Raw genomic sequence first — 17,518 nt, 5'->3', positions numbered from 1 at the left:
GACATCTCCCGAAGAAGAGGTGTCAAAAGCAACGTGCAGTCGTCGCCCGGATCAAGAGGCGTGGCAGGTCCGAAAAAAAGCCCGGCATCGCTGCCGGGCTTCTCTGTTACCGCGGTGCCGTGTGGATCACCAGATCACGACCTGCTGGTCGCCGCTGCGCACCATCGGATCGCCGGCCTTGCACTCGAACGCGGCCGCGAACGCGGGCAGGTTCGACGGCGCGCCGACGGCGCGGAAGTTCGCCGGTGCGTGCGAGTCGGTCTTCAACCGCACGTCGAGTTCCTGCGGCGTGAAGTTGCGACGCCACACGGTGGCCCAGTTGAGGAAGAAGCGCTGGTCGCGGCTCAGGCCGTCGGTCATTGGGTCGGGCGTGTCGCCGGCCGCCTGCTTCATCGCGTCGTACGCCGTGGCCAGACCGCCGAGGTCGGCGATGTTCTCGCCGAGGGTGAGCTTTCCGTCGACGTGCTTGCCCGGCGCGGCTTCATATGCGTTGAACTGCGAGGTCAGCAGATCGGTGCGACCGGTGAAGCCGGTCGAGTCGGCCTGGGTCCACCAGTTCTCGAACTTGCCGGTCGGGCCGAAACGGCTGCCCTGGTCGTCGTAGCCGTGGGTCATTTCGTGACCGATCACCGCGCCGATGCCGCCGTAGTTCATTTCATCCGAGGCATTGGGATCGAAGAACGGCGGCTGCAGGATCGCGGCCGGGAACACGATCTCGTTCTGCAACGGGTTGTAGTAGGCGTTGACCGTCTGCGGCGTCATGCCCCACTCGGTCTTGTCGACCGGCTGGCCGATCTTCGACAGCATCCACTTGTAATTGAACTCGGTCGCGGCCAGCACGTTGCCGATGTAGCTGTCGCGCGAAGTCGACAGGCCGTCCCACGCGCGCCACTTCTCGGGATAGCCGATCTTCGGCGTGAACGAGGCCCACTTCTCCATCGCCTTGGCCTTGGTCTCGTCGCTCATCCAGGCCAGGTTCTCGATGCGCACCTTCAGCGATTCGCTGAGGTTCTTGACCAGCGTTTCCATGCGCGCCTTGGACTCGGCCGGGAACGCGACCTGCACGTACAGCTGCCCCAGCGTCTCGCCGGCCTGGTCGTTGAGCGTGTCGAGCACGCGCTTCTCGCGTGCCTTCAGATCCTTCTGGCCGCGCAGCTTGTTGCCGTAGAAGTCGAAGTTCTCCTGCACGAACGCATCGCCCAGGTAGGGCGCGGCGCCGTCGACGAGGTGGTAGCGCAGATAGCTCTGCCAGTCGGCGACCGGTGTGTCGCCGAGCATCGCGCTGACTTCCTTGTGGAAGTCGGGGATCGCCAGCGAGAACTTCTCCGGCACCGCGACACCCTGCGACTCGAAGAACGCCGTCCACGGGAAGTTCGGGGTCAGCGCATCGGCCTCGGCCGGCGTGACCGGGTTGTAGAACAGCTTCACGTCACGCGACATCTCGACGCTGGACTTGGACTTCGACGCCAGACGCGTTTCGAACGCCAGCACCGACTTGGCCTGCGTCGCCGCGTCGGCGGCCGGCACGCCCGACAGCTCGAGCGTCTTGGCGATGTGCGCCACGTACTGCTCGCGCACCTGCGCCTTGTCGGCATCGGTGTAATACGTGGTGTCGGGCAGGCCCAGCCCCCCCTGCATCGCGTAGGCGATGTTCATCGTCGGCACATCGAAGTCGGCCTCGGGGCCGAAGCCGAACAGGCCGCCTTCGCCGCGCGCGTAGATCTGGCGCAGGTACTCGGCCACCGCCGGGCCGTCGGCCAGCGCTTCGATCGCGGCCAGGCGGTCCTTCAGCGGCTCGATGCCCTGGGCGTTGATCTTGGCTGCGTCCATGCCGGTGGCCCAGAAGTCACCGACGATCTTCTCCACGCCGGTGGCCGCGGAATCGGCCGCTGCCTGTTCGGCCAGTTGGCGCTGGACTGCGGTCGAACGCTCGTCGAGCATTTCGAACGCGCCCCACGACGTGCGGTCGCCGGGAATGGCGTTGGCGGCCAGCCACTTGCCGTTGGCGTAGGCATCGAAATCGGTGCACGCGTTCTTGCTGGTGTCGAGATCACCGATCTCGAAGCGGTTGACGCCGGGCAGGGTGCTTTCGTCGAGCGTCAGCTTCGGCGAGGCGGCGGCGTCCGGCGCCGGGGCGGCGGCCGTGGCCGGCGGGGTGTCCTGGCCGCCCGAACAGGCGGACAGCGCCAGCACCACCGAACAGGTCAGCAGCAGGCGCTTGGGAGCGAAGGCAATCACGTGGAATCTCCGTAGAGGAAGGACCGCCGGGCGGCGCCCGGTGTGGGCGCACTCTACGCCTGCCCCGGGGCCGTCGGGGGTGTCGAAGGTCATGCGTACGGCGGGTCGCCCGGGCATGGTCAAGGCCCCGCCGTGAGCGGCTTTGCGGTTCGTGGCGATGGGCTGTTCGCCGACGGGTGACGTTCGACCCATGCGCGGGCGGGTGGGACAGGTGAGGATCGAGCCGTTGTGCCGATGGCACAGGGAGAAGACCGATGCTCGCGATCCGTGACCTGACCAAGACCTATGCCAACGGCGTACGCGCACTCGACGGCGTGACACTCGACATCCCGCGCGGCATGTTCGGCCTGCTGGGCCCTAATGGCGCCGGCAAGTCGTCGCTGATGCGCACGCTGGCGACGCTGCAGTCGGCCGACGGCGGCAGCGCCACGCTCGACGGCAGCGACGGTCCGATCGATGTCCTGCGCGACAAGGATGCCGTGCGTCGCCAGCTCGGTTACCTGCCGCAGGATTTCGGCGTGTACCCCAAGGTGAGCGCGCTGGATTTGCTCGAACACTTCGCGGTGCTCAAGGGCCTGAGCGAACGCAAACAGCGACGCGAGGTCGTCGACGGCCTGCTTGCGCAGGTGAACCTGTGGGGTGCGCGCAAGCGCAAGCTCGGCACGTTCTCCGGCGGTATGCGCCAGCGCTTCGGCATCGCCCAGGCGCTGCTCGGCAATCCGCGCCTGGTGATCGTCGACGAGCCCACCGCGGGACTCGACCCCGAGGAGCGCAATCGCTTCCTCAATCTGCTGGCGGCGATCGGCGAGGATGTCGTCGTGATCCTGTCGACGCACATCGTCGAGGATGTCACCGATCTGTGTCCGACGATGGCGATCATGAACCGTGGTCAGGTGCTGCTGACCGGACGGCCCAGCGACGCGATCGACGCGTTGTCGCAACAGGTCTGGCGCAAGCAGGTGAGCAAGGAGGCGCTGTCCGGCTACGAGGCCGCGCACACGGTGCTGTCGACGCGGCTGGTCGCCGGCCAGCCGGTGATCCACGTGCACAGTGCGAAACGCCCGGAAGACGGCTTTGTGCAGATCGATCCGGATCTCGAAGACGTGTACTTCCAGCGCCTGCGCCTGCAGGCACGGCAGAAGGCCGCCGCAGCGCCGGCCGTCTGAGCCGGAGCCCGCCATGATTCTCGAATTCTTCCGTTTCGAGCTGCGCCAGCAGCTCCGCTCGCCGCTGCTCTGGTTCCTCGCGGTCCTGTTCGCGCTGCTCGGGTTCGGCGCCGCCTCCAGCGACGCCGTGCAGATCGGCGGCGCGATCGGCAACGTGCATCGCAACGCGCCGGTCGTCGTCGCGCAGCTTTTCGGCGCGTTCACCCTGCTGACGATGCTGATCGTGCCGATCTTCGTCAGCACCGCGCTGCTGCGCGATTTCGAGCAGGGCACCGCGGACCTGCTGTTCTCGGGGCCTGTGCGCCGGCGCGACTACCTGCTCGGCCGCATCGGTGCAGCCCTGCTGGCGAGCCTGGCCGTGTTCGCCGTCATCGCCATCGGGCTGTTCGTCGCGCAGTTCATGCCGTGGATCGATCCCGCACGCCTGGGGCCGGCGTCGTTGCAGCCGTATGTGTGGTCGCTCGGTGTGCTTGTGCTGCCAAACCTGCTCTTCGTCACCGCATTGCTGGCGTTGCTGGCGGTCACCACGCGTTCGATCCTGTGGGTCTACATCGGCGTGCTGGCTTTCTTCGTGGTGTACGGCGTCAGCGCGACGCTGATCAAGGACATCGAGAACATCTGGCTGGCGACGCTGGTCGAACCGCTGGGCGCGCGCGCGCTGTCGCGCACGGTGCGGTACTGGTCGGCCGAGGAACGCAATTCCGGCCTGCCAGCACTGGCCGGGTACATGCTCGCCAACCGTGCGCTGTGGCTGGGCGTGTCACTGGCGCTGTTCGCGGCGACCTTCGCACTCTTCCGGACCGAACGCAGCGGCACCGGGCGCAACCTGTTCAAACGCCTCCGCGTGCCGCCGCCAGCCACGGTGGCGGCGGTCGTGCCGTCGCGCGCACCGATCCGTGTGCAGCCGGTGTTCGGCGCGGCGACCGCGTGGTCACAGACCTGGCGACAGGTGCGCTTCGACACCGCCGGCGTGCTGCGCAGTGTGCCGTTCCTGGTGATGCTGCTGTTCGGCATCCTCAACTTCGTGCCGTCTGCGCTGTTCCAGCAATCGATGTATGGCACGTCGGTCTATCCGGTCACCTCGCAGATGCTCGATGCGCTGCGCGGCAGCTACAGCTTCCTGCTGCTGATCGTGGTGATGTTCTACGCCGGTGAACTGGTGTGGAAGGAGCGCAGCGCCAAGCTCAACGAAGTGGTCGACGCGATGCCGGTGCCCAACCGCATTCCGCTGCTGGCGAAGTTCCTGACCCTGCTGGTGGTGATCGCGCTGTTCCAGATGATCGGCATGGCAATGGCGATGACGATCCAGCTGTTCAAGGGCAGCGTGCAGCTTGAGCCGCTGGTCTACGCGCAGGCGCTGGTGTTCGACTCGATTCCCTACGTGATCATGGGCGGGCTGGCGCTGGCGTTGCAGGTCTTCGCCAACAACAAGTTCATCGGCTACGGCCTGCTGGTGCTGGTGCTCGTCGCCCAGACCGTGCTCGGCATGCTCGACTTCACCCACAACCTCTACACGATCGGCGCGTGGCCGAACGCGCCGTATTCCGACATGAACGGGTACGGGCACTTCCTCGCCGGCCAGCTGGCATTCCAGGGCTATTGGGGTCTGTTCGTCGCAGCGCTGTTGCTGCTCGCGGCGGCGTTGTGGGTGCGCGGCGTGGATGGTGGCTGGCGCCAGCGTTTGGCCGGCATGCGTGCGCAGTTGCGTGGCGGCCTCGGCCTGGCGTTCGCGGCGGCGGTACTCGTGTTCGCAGCGGTCGGTGGCGTGCTGTTCTGGAACACCAACGTCCGCAACGATTTCGTCTCGCCCGATGGCCAGCTCGATCTGCAGGCCCGCTACGAGCGCGACTACAAGCAGTACGAGTCGTTGCCGCAGCCGCGCATCATCGCGAGCCGCTCGGACATCGACCTGCGCCCCGAAACGCAATCGATGACCGGCACGCTGGTCTACACCGTGCGCAACCCGCATGCCGGGCCGATCACCGACGTGCACATCGGCATGAGCGACGACCGTGCGCTGGTCGACGTGGATCTCGGTGGGCAGACGCTCGCCAAGCACGACGAGTCGCTGGGCTATCGCATCTACCGGCTCGCCACACCGCTGGCGCCGGGCGAGACGCGCGAGTTCCGCTTCAGGGTCGACTTCCATCCGACCGGCATCACCAGCACCCAGGCGCAGACGCAGTTCGTCGAGAACGGCAGCTTCTTCAACAGCGGCATGTTTCCGCAGTTCGGTTACAACGCGCGCGCCGAGATCAGCGACCGCAACGAGCGGCGCAAGCGTGACCTTGGCGAGCCGCGACGCATGCCTAAGCTCGAGGACGAAGCCGCCCGCGCGAACACCTATCTGACCGACGACGCCGACTGGATCGATTTCAGCACCACGATCTGCACCGCGCCCGACCAGATCGCGCTGGCACCGGGCTACATCGAGCGCGAGTTCGAACGCGACGGGCGTCGCTGCTTCAGCTACGCGATGGATCGCCCGATGCTGAATTTCTACGCCTTCCTGTCCGCGCGCTGGGACGTCCGCAAGGGCATGTACAAGGACATTCCGATCGAGGTGTATTTCGATTCCAAGCATCCGTTCAACGTCGACCGGATGATCGAGGCGACGCAGAAGTCGCTGGTGTATTACGAGGCCAACTTCACGCCGTACCAGCACCGCCAGTTGCGCATCATCGAGTTCCCGGGCTACGGCAGCTTCGCCCAGGCGTTCGCGAACACGGTGCCGTACTCGGAGTCGATCGGCTTCATTGCCGATCTGCGTGACGCTGACAAGCTCGACTACGTGTTCTACGTCACCGCGCACGAGGTCGCGCACCAGTGGTGGGCACATCAGGTGATCGGCGCGAACGTGCAGGGCGCGACGATGCTGTCCGAATCCCTGTCGCAGTACTCGGCGCTGATGGTGATGGAGCAGGAATACGGGCGGCCGCGCATGCGCCAGTTCCTGAAGTACGAACTGGACCGGTATCTCGGCGGCCGCGGCGGCGAGCGTCTGGAGGAACTGCCGCTCTACCGGGTGGAGAACCAGCAGTACATCCACTACCAGAAGGGCTCGCTGGTGTTCTATCGCCTGCGCGAGGAGATGGGCGAGGCCGCGCTCAATCGCGCGCTCAAGCGGTTCCTCGAGGACAAGGCCTACCAGCAGCCGCCGTACACGACGTCGCGCGAACTGCTGGACTACATCCGTGCCGAAGCGCGCCCCGACCAGCAGACGCTGATCACCGACCTGTTCGAGACGATGAGTTTCTACGACAACCGGGTCGTGGCGACCGCGGCGAAGCGTCGCGACGATGGCCGCTATGACGTCACGCTGACTCTGCACGCGGCCAAGCGCTACGCCGATGGCACCGGTCGCGAGACAGCGGGCGTGCTCGACGACTGGATCGAGGTCGGCGTATTTGCACGCGGGCCGTCGGGCAAGGAACGTGACGAGAAAGTGCTGTACCTGGAGCGCCACCACATCACGACCGCCGATCCGGTGATCACGGTGACGGTCGACGAGGCGCCGTTCGAGGCCGGCTTCGATCCCTACAACAAGCTGATCGACCGGGTCTCGTCGGACAACCGGCGGCGGGTGACGCTGTAGCGGTCAGGCTCCGGGGCGATGCAATGCATTGCCCCGGATGTCCACGATTAGGCCGCCGGGGCGTCGGGCCCGGGCGGTGCCGCCGCGACATCGTTGAGCCGCCTGCTCTCGCGCCGCGGGCGCGTCAGCGGGGTCGGTTTGGGGCCCGGCGTGTTCGTGTTCTTGATGATCAGCGGAATGCCGGCGCGGGTGTCGTTGCTGGCGGTTTCCAGTTCGAAGCGCTCGGCATCGAGGCGGCGGACCTGGGTGGCGATCGCGTCGGCGTCTTCTTCCGGCACGCCGAGCTCGCGCAGCACCGCGGCGCCGAACTGCACTGCCGACTCGAAGGTCTCGCGCACCTGCACGTCCACCCCGGCATTGACGAGCTTGAGTGCATGCGCGCGGTCGAACGCGCGCACCATCAGCTTGGCCTGGGCGAACTCGTGCCGGGCCAGTTCGACGATGCGGTCGGCGGCGGCGCGGTCGTCGATGCAGATCGCGATCGCCCGCGCGGTGCGGGCGCCCGATGCGTGCAACACGTCGAGGCGGGTGCCGTCGCCGTAGTAGACCTTGAAGCCGAACTCGGCGGCGCTCTGGATCATCTCGATGTCGGTGTCGATGATCGTGACATCGACATTGCGCGCCAGCAGCGACTGGCTCATGACCTGGCCGAAGCGGCCGAAACCGATGATCAGCACGCTGCCGCTCTGGTCCGCGACGTCTTCCACGTCGTCCGGCCGCGTGGCCCTGGCCTTGACGATGAAGCGCTGGGTCATCAACACGACCAGCGGTGTCAGCGCCATCGACAGCACGACGATCGCGGTGAGGTTCGCGTTGACCTCGGCGTCGATCAGGCCGGTCGCCGCCGCGGTGGAGAACAGCACGAACGCGAACTCGCCGCCCTGCGCCATCAGCACCGCGCGCTCCAGCGCCTCGGGATGCGAACTGCGCGTCACGCGCGCGACGAGGTAGATGCACAGCGCCTTGGTCGCCATCGCCGCACACACGCCGCCGACGATCAACGGCCAGTGCGCCGCGACCACCGTCAGGTTCAGCGCCATGCCGACGCCGAGGAAGAACAGGCCCAGCAGGATGCCGCGGAAGGGTTCGATGTCGGCTTCGATCTGGTGCCGGAACGAGGACTCCGACAGCAGCACACCCGCGAGGAACGCGCCCATCGCCATCGACAGGCCGCCGAGCTGCATCAGCAGCGCCGCGCCGAGCACCACCAGCAACGCGGCCGCGGTCATGACCTCGCGCGCCTTGGCCGCGGCGAGGATGCGGAACATCGGGTTGAGCAGGTAGATGCCGGCGACGATCAGCGCCACCAGCGAGCCGATGCCGATCGCGATCGAGGTCCAGCGCGAGGGCGCGTCGGCCGCGGTCTCGGGCGTCGGTGCCAGGAACGCGAGCAGCGCGAGCAGCGGCACGATCAGCAGGTCCTCGAACAGCAGCACCGAGACGATCTTCTGGCCATGGGGCAGGGCGGTCTCGCCGCGCTCCGACAGCAGCTGCATCACCACCGCGGTCGAGGTCATCACGAACCCCGCGGCGCCGACGAACGCGATCGGCCACGGAAAACCGAATGCCTTGCCGAGCAGGGTGAGCGCGGTGATGCTCAAGACGATCTGCAGCGCGCCGAGCCCGAAGATCTGCCGGCGCAGACTCCACAGGTGCGAGGGCCGCATTTCCAGGCCGATGACGAACAGGAACATCACTACGCCGAGCTCGGCGACGTGCAGGATCGATTGCGGATCGGAAAACCAGCCGAAGCCGAACGGCCCGATCGCCAAGCCCGCGGCCAGATACCCGAGCACCGAGCCGAGCCGGAGCTTGCGGAACAGCGGCACCGCGACAACGGCCGCGCCCAGCAGCGCGACGACCTGGATCAGCTGGCTGGTGGTTTCGTGGGCCTCGGTGGCCATGGCTTATTTCCTGGACGCGGTCGCCGACAACAGCAGGAAGCCGCCGGCGAGCGCGATGTTCTTCATGAAGTGGAGCAGCTGGCCGTCGAGCGCAGCCGCGCGCGTCGACCAGACTGGATGCGAGAGCAAGGCGTCGGCGACCATCAGCGCCGCGGCGGCCAGCGCGACCCCGCGCAGGCGCCAGCCGCCGAGCAGCAGCAGGCCCAGCACCAGCTCGCCCACACTGAGCACCAGCGTGGCGTTGGCGAGCGGCAGGCCATTGAGCGCGCCCCAGACCCGCCAGCCACCGAGCACGATGAACAGACTGGCCATCAGCACGCGCGCGAGCAGCATCGGCGGCGTGGGCGTGCTGGAACGGAAGGCCATGGCTGCGTCCAGTGGAGGATGCGTGAAGGGTGACACAGCGCCGGACCACCGCCCAGCATCCGCGGGGCCCGCACGGAGGCGAGGCCGCTGCGGCTGAGCGCCGGCTGTCGCGGCGTGCGCAACGTGACTGGAGCCGCAGCCTGAATTGGCGTAGACTCTGCCCCGTTCTGCAACACGGCTGCCCCTGTCCGACGCGCTCCGCGCCGGCAGATACGATCCTGGTACGCCTGCCGCATCGATCGATTCCTGATCCGTGCGGACTTATCCCGCACGTCTTTCGTCGCGCAGACCACGGCCCGGAGCATCCGGCAGCCGTTTCATCATTGCTCGCAGCGCGGTTTGTGGATAGCTCCGAGCAAGACTTCCCAGCGTGTCCGTCCCGGTGTTCGTGCGTCCGCACGATTCGCAGGCGGTGGCGTGCGGAAGCGCAAGGAGTTCCAAGCATGACCTTTGAAGACCTCGGGCTGTCGCCCGCGCTGCTGCGCGCGCTCGCCGACAACGACTACAACACGCCGACGCCGATCCAGGCGCAGGCTATTCCGCTGATCCTCGGCGGCAACGACGTCCTGGGCGGCGCCCAGACCGGCACCGGCAAAACCGCTGCGTTCGGTCTGCCGCTGCTGCAGCGTCTCGCCAAGGAAACGCCGCCCAAGGGCCCGCGCAAGCCGCGCGCGCTGATCCTGGTGCCGACCCGCGAGCTCGCGGTGCAGGTGGCCGACAACCTCAAGACCTACGGCCGCCACCTGCGTCTGAACGTCACGACTATCTTCGGCGGCGCCGGCATGCAGCCGCAGATCGACAACCTGCGCCGTGGCGTGGACGTGCTGATCGCCTGCCCCGGTCGCCTGCTCGACCATATGGACAGCGGCCACGCCAAGCTCGACGCCGTCGAGGTGCTGGTGCTGGACGAAGCCGACCGCATGCTCGATATGGGCTTCCTGCCGCAGATGAAGCGCATCATGAACCGCGTGCCGAAGCAGCGTCAGACGCTGCTGTTCTCGGCCACGTTCGAGCCGCGCATCAAGGCGATGGCGCTGGAGTTCATGCGCGATCCGCAGCAGGTGCAGGTCGCGCAGAACAGCACGATCGCCGACACCATCGCGCACCGCGCGCATCCGGTCGACAACAGCCGCAAGCGTGATCTGCTGGTCGACCTGCTGTCCAAGCGCCACACCGACCAGGTGCTGGTGTTCGGCAAGACCAAGCACGGCTGCAATCGTCTGGCCGAGCAGCTGGCGGAGTCCGGCCTGCCGGCGGTCGCGATCCACGGCAACAAGAGCCAGGCGCAGCGCCAGAAGGCGCTCGACATGTTCAAGTCCGGTCGTGCCCGCATCCTGGTCGCCACCGACGTCGCGGCGCGCGGTCTCGACATTCCGAACCTGCCGCTGGTGATCAACCACGATCTGCCGATGGTGGCCGAGGACTACGTGCACCGGATCGGCCGCACCGGCCGCAACGGTTCGACGGGTGAGGCGCTGTCGCTGGTCTCGCCAGAAGAGGGCGGTCTGCTGCGCCAGATCCAGCGCATGCTCAAGGCCGAGATCGACCTGACCGCCGTGCCCGGCTTCGAGCCCAGCCAGCCGGTGCGTCTCGACACGCCGATCCCGAAGAACGGTGGCGGTCAGCGTCGTCAGCCGTCTGCCGGTCGTCCGGGTGCACGCATGGGCGAGCAGAAGCCCGGTGGCGAGCGCGCTCCGCGCAAGCCGGGCAACCGGGGTCACGGCAAGCCGGCGGACCGCAGCGCGCATGCGCACGCGGGCCCGAAGCAGCACCGTCCGGGTGCCGGCCGTCCGCAGGAACGCCGCGACAGCCGCGCGTGATGCAGAGCGCGGCGCGGGCCTGACGGTCCGGGTCGTGTTCGATCCGCGTTGATGAAAAAGGCCGCCTTCGGGCGGCCTTTTTCTGTTCCGGCGCTCGCGCAAGGCTGATGTCAGCCTGCATCGCTGGTGACGTATCCGGCTTTGGACGTATTAGCGCTGGAAGTATCAAGCGCTGGAGGTGTCAGGTGCTGGAGGACCAAAGCCCTCCCCCGCAAGCGGGGGAGGGCCTCGAGAAGCTGTTCCCGCGAACAGAAGCTGTTCCCACAAAGCAAAAGGCCGCCTTTCGGCGGCCTTCCCGGGTCAGGGTATCAACCCTCAGACGCCGGCGACGCGGCGCGCGGACTGGAAGCGGCTGGCCCAGTAGCCCGAGTCGAGCTCGGAGACCATCACGTCCTTGCCGGTGCGCGGGGCATGCACGAAGCGGCCGTCACCCAGATAGATGCCGACGTGGTCGATGCGGTTGCCGCGACGGCCGAAGAACACCAGGTCGCCGGCGGTCAGGGCGGTGCGCTCGACGCGCTCGCCGTTCTGCGCCATGTCGCGGGAGACGCGCGGCAGGTCGATGCCCAGCGCGGTGCGGAACACGTAACCCACGAGGCCGCTGCAGTCGAAGCCGCTGTCCGGGCTGGAGCCGCCCCAGCGGTAGGGAGTGCCGATGAAGCTCAGGGCGCGCTTGAGCAGGCCCTCGACGCGGCCATCGGCCTGCACCGGCTTGTCGACGTCCATTGCAATGAGCTGGTTGATGTCGCTGGCCAGCAGCATTTCAGGCTGGGCGAGCTGCGCGGTCGGTGTGGTGAGCGCGCGGGCGACCGAGGTGGTCGCTTCGATCTGGTCGGCGGAGTCGCCGGCAAGGCCTGGGCCTGCGAAAACGGGTGCTGCGGAGAAGGCGAGAACACTGGCGACAAGGGCAGTGCGAAGGCGGCTGTGGCGTTTGGCGCGGGCGCCTGGCGTTGCGTCTGTCATCGTCACGTGGGTTTCACATTGTCGCGGACCAGCGGGGGAAGCTACCGGACGAAGATGTGAAAGTTGTTAAACAAAAATTAATGAATGCGTACAAGTCCTCGTTTTTGAACGGAAATCGTGAAGAGCGCGTGCAGGGACTTCAGTTTCAGCGCCGTGCCATTGCCGGTGCCATCACGATGTGAAAGTCTGAATGCGGAGAAGGCTGAACGGGACGAAATCCGTCCTGACGCAAGCCGCGCCAGCGGGACATCCGGAGACGGTTCCGCCCGCTCGGGTCGTCAGTCTGGCTGCGCACGGGCTGACGCGGCCCAATCCGCCACCGCGTGCGGCGCCGGGCGCCGGTCCGGCCCGCTAGTGCAGGACGCGCTTGGAGCCGGAGTAGTTCCGCACCCAGTAGCTGCCGTCCAGGTGGTCCAGCCGCACGGTGCCGCCGGTGCTCGGCGCGTGGACGAAGCGGCCTTCGCCGACATAGATGCCGACATGGCTCACGCTGCCGCCGCTGCCGAAGAACACCAGGTCGCCGGTGGCCAGGCGGGTGGGTTCGATCTTCGGGCCCTGGTAGGCGAACAGTTCGCGCGAGGTGCGCGGCAGGCGCAGGTCGAGCATGTCGCGGAACACGTAATTCACCAGCCCGCTGCAGTCGAAGCCGCCCTCGGGCGTGTTGCCCCCGTAGCGGTAAGGCGTGCCGACGAGGCTGATCGCCCGCATCAGCACTGCGTTCGCGGCCGCCGGATCGGCCGGAGCGACCGGGGTCCACGTGCGGGTCGCGGCCTGTGGCTTCGCGGCCGGCGCGGTGGGGCGCACGTCGTCACGACCGCAGCCGGCCAGTGCGAGGCATCCCACGAGCAGCGGAAACAGCCAGCGGCAGCCGGCGATTGGCGCCGGCGTGCCGGAGTCCGGATAATGTGGGGTTGCGTGCATGGGGCGCCCGGTGGATTGCATCGCGGCATCCTGCCCCAGCCACACATCCTCCTCAAGCGGCGCTGCCGCGCTATCCGGATATTCCAGCAATGAAGATCGAGAAAGACCGCGTCGTCCGTTTCCACTACAGCGTCGCAGAGGCCGGCGGCGAGCCGGTGGAAACGTCGCGCGAGCGCGAGCCGCTGGCGATCCTGTTCGGACACGGCAACATCATTCCGGGTCTGGAAAAGGCGATGGACGGCCACGAGGCCGGCGACACCTTCAAGGCCGACGTGACCGCAGCCGATGCCTACGGCGAGCGCCGCGACGGCATGAGCCAGCGCGTGCCCAAGAAGCACTTCGGCGACCAGAAGATCGCTCCGGGCATGCAGGTCGTGCTCAACACGAGCTTCGGACCGCGCGCGGTGACGATCGAGAAGGTCGGCATGAGCGTCGTCGATGTGGACCTCAACCATCCGATGGCCGGCAAGGATCTGCAGTTCGACATCGAGATCGTCGAAGTGCGCGAAGCCTCGACCGAGGAAGTCGAGCACGGCCACGTGCACGGCGAGGGCGGCCACCAGCACTGACCCGGCACCATGCCGCCGGCATCGACGCCGGCGGCGATTCACATCGCGAGGATCGCAGGATGCAGACCCAGGCCGCGCTCGGACCGGTACCCACCGGTCAGCGTCTCGAAGTGATGGACGTGCTGCGCGGGATCGCGCTGCTCGGCGTGTTCGCGATGAACATCGAATGGTTCAACCGGCCGATGCAACAGATGGGCTCGGGCATCGCGCCCGATGCCGCGGGGCTCGATTACGCGGTCGCGTGGGGCGTGCACGTGTTCGTCGCCGGCAAGTTCTGGACGATGTTCTCGCTGCTGTTCGGCATGGGCTTCGTGCTGATGAGCGGACGCATCGCTGCCGCCGGACTGTCGGTCGAGCGCGTGTTCCTGCGCCGGATGGCGGCGTTGCTGCTGTTCGGTGTGCTGCACATCGTGCTGTTGTGGCCCGGCGACATCCTGCATACCTATGCGATCGCCGGCGCGGCCCTGATGGCGATGCGCGCGATGGCGCCGAAATGGCAGCTGCTCACCGGACTGGCCCTCTACGCCGGCATCGCCGCGCTGTATCTGGTGTTCGCCGCGATCATGTTCATGCTGCCCGACACCGTGCTCGCCGAGATGTCCGCACCGATGGCGGCCAGCGCCGCACGTGCGGCGACGGTGTATCCCGAGGGGGGCTTCATCGCCGTGCTGGTCCAGCGGGTTGGCGACTACGCGCAGATGGGGCTGATGGGCCAGACGATGCTCGTGCCGATGGTGCTGGGCGTGTTCCTGGTCGGCAGCTGGCTGATGTCCGGCGGCTGGCTGCAGGCGCCGGCTGCGCATCGACGGTTCTGGTGGCGCCTGCTGGCGTTCACCCTGCCGGCCGGCCTGGCGTTCACCGCGGTCGCGGTCAGCGTGGGCACGACGTTCCCCCTCGGTGCGATGGATCCACGCGCGGTCCTCGCGCAGGGCCTGATGCTGTGCGGCGCGCTGCCCCTGTCACTGGCCTATGTCGCGCTGGTCGTGCTCGCCTGGACCAGCAACGCAGGCGCGCGCGTGCTCGGCGTGTTCGCGCCGGTGGGGCGCATGGCCCTGACGCATTACCTCGGCCAGTCGCTGCTGTGCTCGCTGCTGTTCTACGGCTACGGCGCCGGCCTGTTCGGCGCACCGGGCCGCGCGGCGCAGACCGGCATCGTGCTGGGCGTCTTCGCGCTGCAGATCGTGATCAGTCATGCGTGGCTGTCGCACCACCGCTATGGACCGATGGAGTGGACCTGGCGCTGGCTGACCTACGGGCGTCGCCCGGGTTGGCGGCGCATCCCCGCGCTGCCGTGAGGGCGCCGGCGTGAGTGCGCGGGACGACGTGCTGATCGTCGGCGGTGGGGTCATCGGTCTCGCCAGTGGCATCGCGCTGCTGCAGGCGGGCCGCAGCGTGCGCGTGCTCGAGGCCGGTACCGCGGGTTGCGGCAGTTCGCACGGCAATTGCGGCACGATCACCCCGAGTCACGCCGCGCCCCTCACCGCGCCCGGCACTGTGGCGAAAGCGTTGCGCTGGATGCTGATGCCCGACGCGCCGTTCCGGGTGAGTCCCCGCGTGGATCCGGCGCTGTGGCGCTGGATGCTCGGGTTCGCCGGCCATTGCAACCGGACCGACTGGCTGCGCGCGATGCACGCGCGTTCGACGATTCTCGAAGCGTCCCGCGATACATTTCCGGCGTGGCTGGAGACCTTGGGCATCGACTGCGAATTCGAGGCCTCCGGCGTCGACTACGTTTACCGCGACCGCGCCGATTTCGATGGGTTCGAAGACGAGGCCACGCAGTTGCGCGCGCTCGGGGTCGCGGTCGAACGCATCGACGGCCCCGACTATCTGCGTCAGGAACCGGCATTGCGCGAAGGCGTGGTCGGCGCGATCCGCTTTCCCGGCGACGCGCGCCTGCGTCCCGATCGTTATGTCGCGGGACTCGCGCAGGCGTTCCGCGCGCTGGGCGGGCAACTGGTCGAACACTGCGAGGTGCATTCGATCGAAGAGACCGGCGACGGCGTGCGCGCTGCGACGAGCGCCGGCGCATTCGCGGGTCGGGATCTGCTGCTGGCGACCGGCGCCTGGTCACCGCTGCTGGCGAAGTCCTTGCGGTTGCGGGTGCCGGTACAGCCCGGGAAGGGGTACTCCATCACCTATTCGCGTCCTGCGATCGCGCCGCGCAGGCCGATGGTGCTGCATGAGCGCAGCGTCTGCGTCACCGTATGGGACAGCGGATTCCGGCTCGGCAGCACGATGGAATTCTCCGGCTACGACCGCTCGCTCAACCGGGTGCGGCTCGATGCGCTGGAGCGGTCTGCGCGGGAATACCTGATCGAACCGGTCGGTCCGGTGCGCGAGGAAGAGTGGTACGGCTGGCGCCCGGTCAGCGTCGACGACGTGCCGATCCTGGGGCGTGCGCCGGGCCATCGTCACCTCTGGCTCGCGACCGGGCATGGCATGCTCGGGGTCAGCATGAGCGTGGCAACCGGACACCTGATGAGCGATCTGATCTGCGGCCGCGCGCCGCGCTTCGACCCTGCGCCCTACGCACCGGCGCGGTTCGCATGAGCGCTGATCGACACGACGACGCCGCGCTGTTGCACTTCGACCTCATCGTCATCGGCGGCGGTTCCGGCGGACTGGCCGCGGCGTTCCGCGCGGCCGAATACGGCCAGCGCGTCGCGGTGCTCGAGCCGCAGCTGCTGGGCGGTACCTGCGTCAACGTGGGCTGCGTGCCGAAGAAGGCCATGTGGCTGGCGGCCGATCTGGGGCAGCGCATCCGGCAGGCCGCGCAACTGGGGTTCGACCTGCCGGCGGACGGGCGCGGCGGCTTCGACTGGCCGAAGTTCATCACCGACCGTCAGCGCTACATCCACGGCATCCACGAGAGCTACCGCAAGCGGCTCGACCGCGACGGGATTCTGGTGCTGCCGTCGCGCGGGCGGCTGGCCGGGCAAGATCGCGTCGAATGCGAAGACGGCACCTGTCTGACCGCGCCGCACATCGTGCTGGCCGCCGGCTCCCATCCGGTGCGCCCCGATGTCCCGGGTGCCGAACTGGGTGCGATCTCCGACGACTTCTTCCGCTGGTGCGATGCGCCGCCGCGGGTGGCGATCATCGGCGGCGGCTACATCGCCATCGAACTCGGTGGCGTGCTGCAGGCGCTGGGCAGCCAGGTCGATATCTGCGTGCGCGAGCAGCGCCTGCTGCGCCAGGCCGATGCCGAACTCGTCACCCAACTGCAGGAGAACTACTGCCAGCAGGGCATCGATCTGGTGTTCGGCTACGGGCTCAAGGCCCTGCACCGCGAAGCCGACGGCCGCCTGCAGCTCGAGGCCGTCGACGGCAGCCTGCGGAGCGGCTACGACGCGGTGCTGTTCGCGACCGGGCGCCGGCCCAACACCGGGGATCTCGGACTGGACAGTGTCGGCATCACGCCGGATGCGGGCGGCAACATTCCCGTCGACGCCTGGCAGGCCACGCCTGCGCCGGGCGTGTATGCGGTCGGTGACATCTGCGGCTGCGGCCCCACGTTGACCCCGGTGGCGATCGCCGCGGCCCGCCGGCTCTGCGATCGCCTGTTCGGCGGCAAGCCCGACGCGAAGCTCGATGCCGACAACGTGCCGTCGGTGGTGTTCTCGCATCCGCCGCTGGCGATGGTGGGTCTGACCGAGGCGCAGGCGCGCGAGGTGCATGGCGACGACGTGCACGTCTATCGCAGCAATTTCCGCCCGATGCGCGAGGCGCTGGCCGAGTCGACCCAGCGCAGCCTGTTCAAGCTCATCTGCGTCGGCGACGAACGTCGCGTGGTCGGCATCCATCTGCTCGGCGATGCGGCCGACGAGATCCTGCAGGGGTTCGCGGTCGCGCTGAAGATGGGCGCGACCCTCGACGATCTGCACGACACCGTCGCGATCCACCCCACCAGCGCCGAGGAAGTGGTGCTGATGCGTTGAGCGCCCCCGGCGCGGACGCCGGCATCCCCGGACCG

12 protein-coding genes and 1 pseudogene are annotated in these 17,518 nt (G+C 67.9%); 8 read left to right on the top strand and 5 right to left on the bottom strand.

Annotated elements, in window-relative coordinates:
- Positions 1–126: 126 nt before the first annotated feature.
- On the bottom strand, positions 127–2,214 hold the full coding sequence (locus CURTO8I2_RS06365) for a M13-type metalloendopeptidase (protein WP_201295530.1): 2,088 nt from the start codon (positions 2,212–2,214) through the stop codon (positions 127–129).
- Positions 2,215–2,492: 278 nt separating this feature from the next.
- On the opposite strand from CURTO8I2_RS06365, the gene CURTO8I2_RS06360 reads away from it, so the two are divergent.
- A complete protein-coding gene (locus tag CURTO8I2_RS06360) occupies positions 2,493–3,404 on the top strand; it encodes an ABC transporter ATP-binding protein (RefSeq protein WP_159679629.1) in 912 nt (303 codons plus the stop codon).
- A 13-nt stretch (positions 3,405–3,417) separates the two neighbouring features.
- A complete protein-coding gene (locus tag CURTO8I2_RS06355) occupies positions 3,418–6,999 on the top strand; it encodes a M1 family aminopeptidase (RefSeq protein ID WP_159679627.1) in 3,582 nt (1,193 codons plus the stop codon).
- Positions 7,000–7,046: 47 nt separating this feature from the next.
- On the opposite strand, the gene CURTO8I2_RS06350 is transcribed toward CURTO8I2_RS06355, so the two are convergent.
- Positions 7,047–8,903, bottom strand: coding sequence for a monovalent cation:proton antiporter-2 (CPA2) family protein (locus CURTO8I2_RS06350; RefSeq protein WP_159679625.1), 1,857 nt, complete (start codon positions 8,901–8,903; stop codon positions 7,047–7,049).
- 3 nt (positions 8,904–8,906) lie between these two features.
- Positions 8,907–9,269, bottom strand: a complete 363-nt coding sequence (locus CURTO8I2_RS06345) for a DoxX family protein (protein WP_159679623.1) — start codon at positions 9,267–9,269, stop codon at positions 8,907–8,909.
- Positions 9,270–9,712: 443 nt separating this feature from the next.
- Between CURTO8I2_RS06345 and CURTO8I2_RS06340 the strand changes: the two genes are divergently transcribed.
- Positions 9,713–11,089, top strand: a complete 1,377-nt coding sequence (locus CURTO8I2_RS06340) for a DEAD/DEAH box helicase (RefSeq protein WP_159679621.1) — start codon at positions 9,713–9,715, stop codon at positions 11,087–11,089.
- 315 nt (positions 11,090–11,404) lie between these two features.
- Here the strand turns inward: CURTO8I2_RS06340 and CURTO8I2_RS06335 are convergent.
- Positions 11,405–11,848: pseudogene (locus CURTO8I2_RS06335) on the bottom strand (C40 family peptidase); the annotation flags it as partial.
- Between the two features lie 260 nt (positions 11,849–12,108).
- Between CURTO8I2_RS06335 and CURTO8I2_RS15510 the strand changes: the two are divergent.
- On the top strand, positions 12,109–12,234 hold the full coding sequence (locus tag CURTO8I2_RS15510; RefSeq protein WP_255475765.1) for a hypothetical protein: 126 nt from the start codon (positions 12,109–12,111) through the stop codon (positions 12,232–12,234).
- Between the two features lie 169 nt (positions 12,235–12,403).
- Here the strand turns inward: CURTO8I2_RS15510 and CURTO8I2_RS06330 are convergent, their stop codons facing one another.
- On the bottom strand, positions 12,404–12,901 hold the full coding sequence (locus tag CURTO8I2_RS06330; RefSeq protein ID WP_343161355.1) for a C40 family peptidase: 498 nt from the start codon (positions 12,899–12,901) through the stop codon (positions 12,404–12,406).
- Positions 12,902–13,062: 161 nt separating this feature from the next.
- Between CURTO8I2_RS06330 and CURTO8I2_RS06325 the strand changes: the two genes are divergently transcribed.
- The 4 genes from CURTO8I2_RS06325 to gorA are packed head-to-tail and all read left to right on the top strand — an operon-like array spanning position 13,063 to position 17,483.
- Positions 13,063–13,542 (top strand): peptidylprolyl isomerase, encoded by a 480-nt coding sequence (locus CURTO8I2_RS06325; protein ID WP_159679617.1) that lies wholly within the window; start codon positions 13,063–13,065, stop codon positions 13,540–13,542.
- Positions 13,543–13,601: 59 nt separating this feature from the next.
- Positions 13,602–14,837, top strand: a complete 1,236-nt coding sequence (locus CURTO8I2_RS06320) for a DUF418 domain-containing protein (protein ID WP_159679615.1) — start codon at positions 13,602–13,604, stop codon at positions 14,835–14,837.
- Between the two features lie 10 nt (positions 14,838–14,847).
- Entirely contained in the window at positions 14,848–16,095 is a 1,248-nt protein-coding gene (locus tag CURTO8I2_RS15420) for an FAD-dependent oxidoreductase (protein WP_236551016.1), read from the top strand.
- Positions 16,092–17,483, top strand: coding sequence for a glutathione-disulfide reductase (gene gorA, locus CURTO8I2_RS06315; RefSeq protein ID WP_236551015.1), 1,392 nt, complete (start codon positions 16,092–16,094; stop codon positions 17,481–17,483). Before CURTO8I2_RS15420 ends, gorA begins: the two co-directional genes overlap by 4 nt.
- Positions 17,484–17,518: the final 35 nt, after the last annotated feature.

Source organism: Luteimonas sp. 9C, assembly GCF_902506295.1.
Lineage (GTDB): Bacteria > Pseudomonadota > Gammaproteobacteria > Xanthomonadales > Xanthomonadaceae > Luteimonas.
Note: the sequence above shows the minus strand (reverse complement) of the source record. Positions and strands in the feature narration are given on the sequence as shown.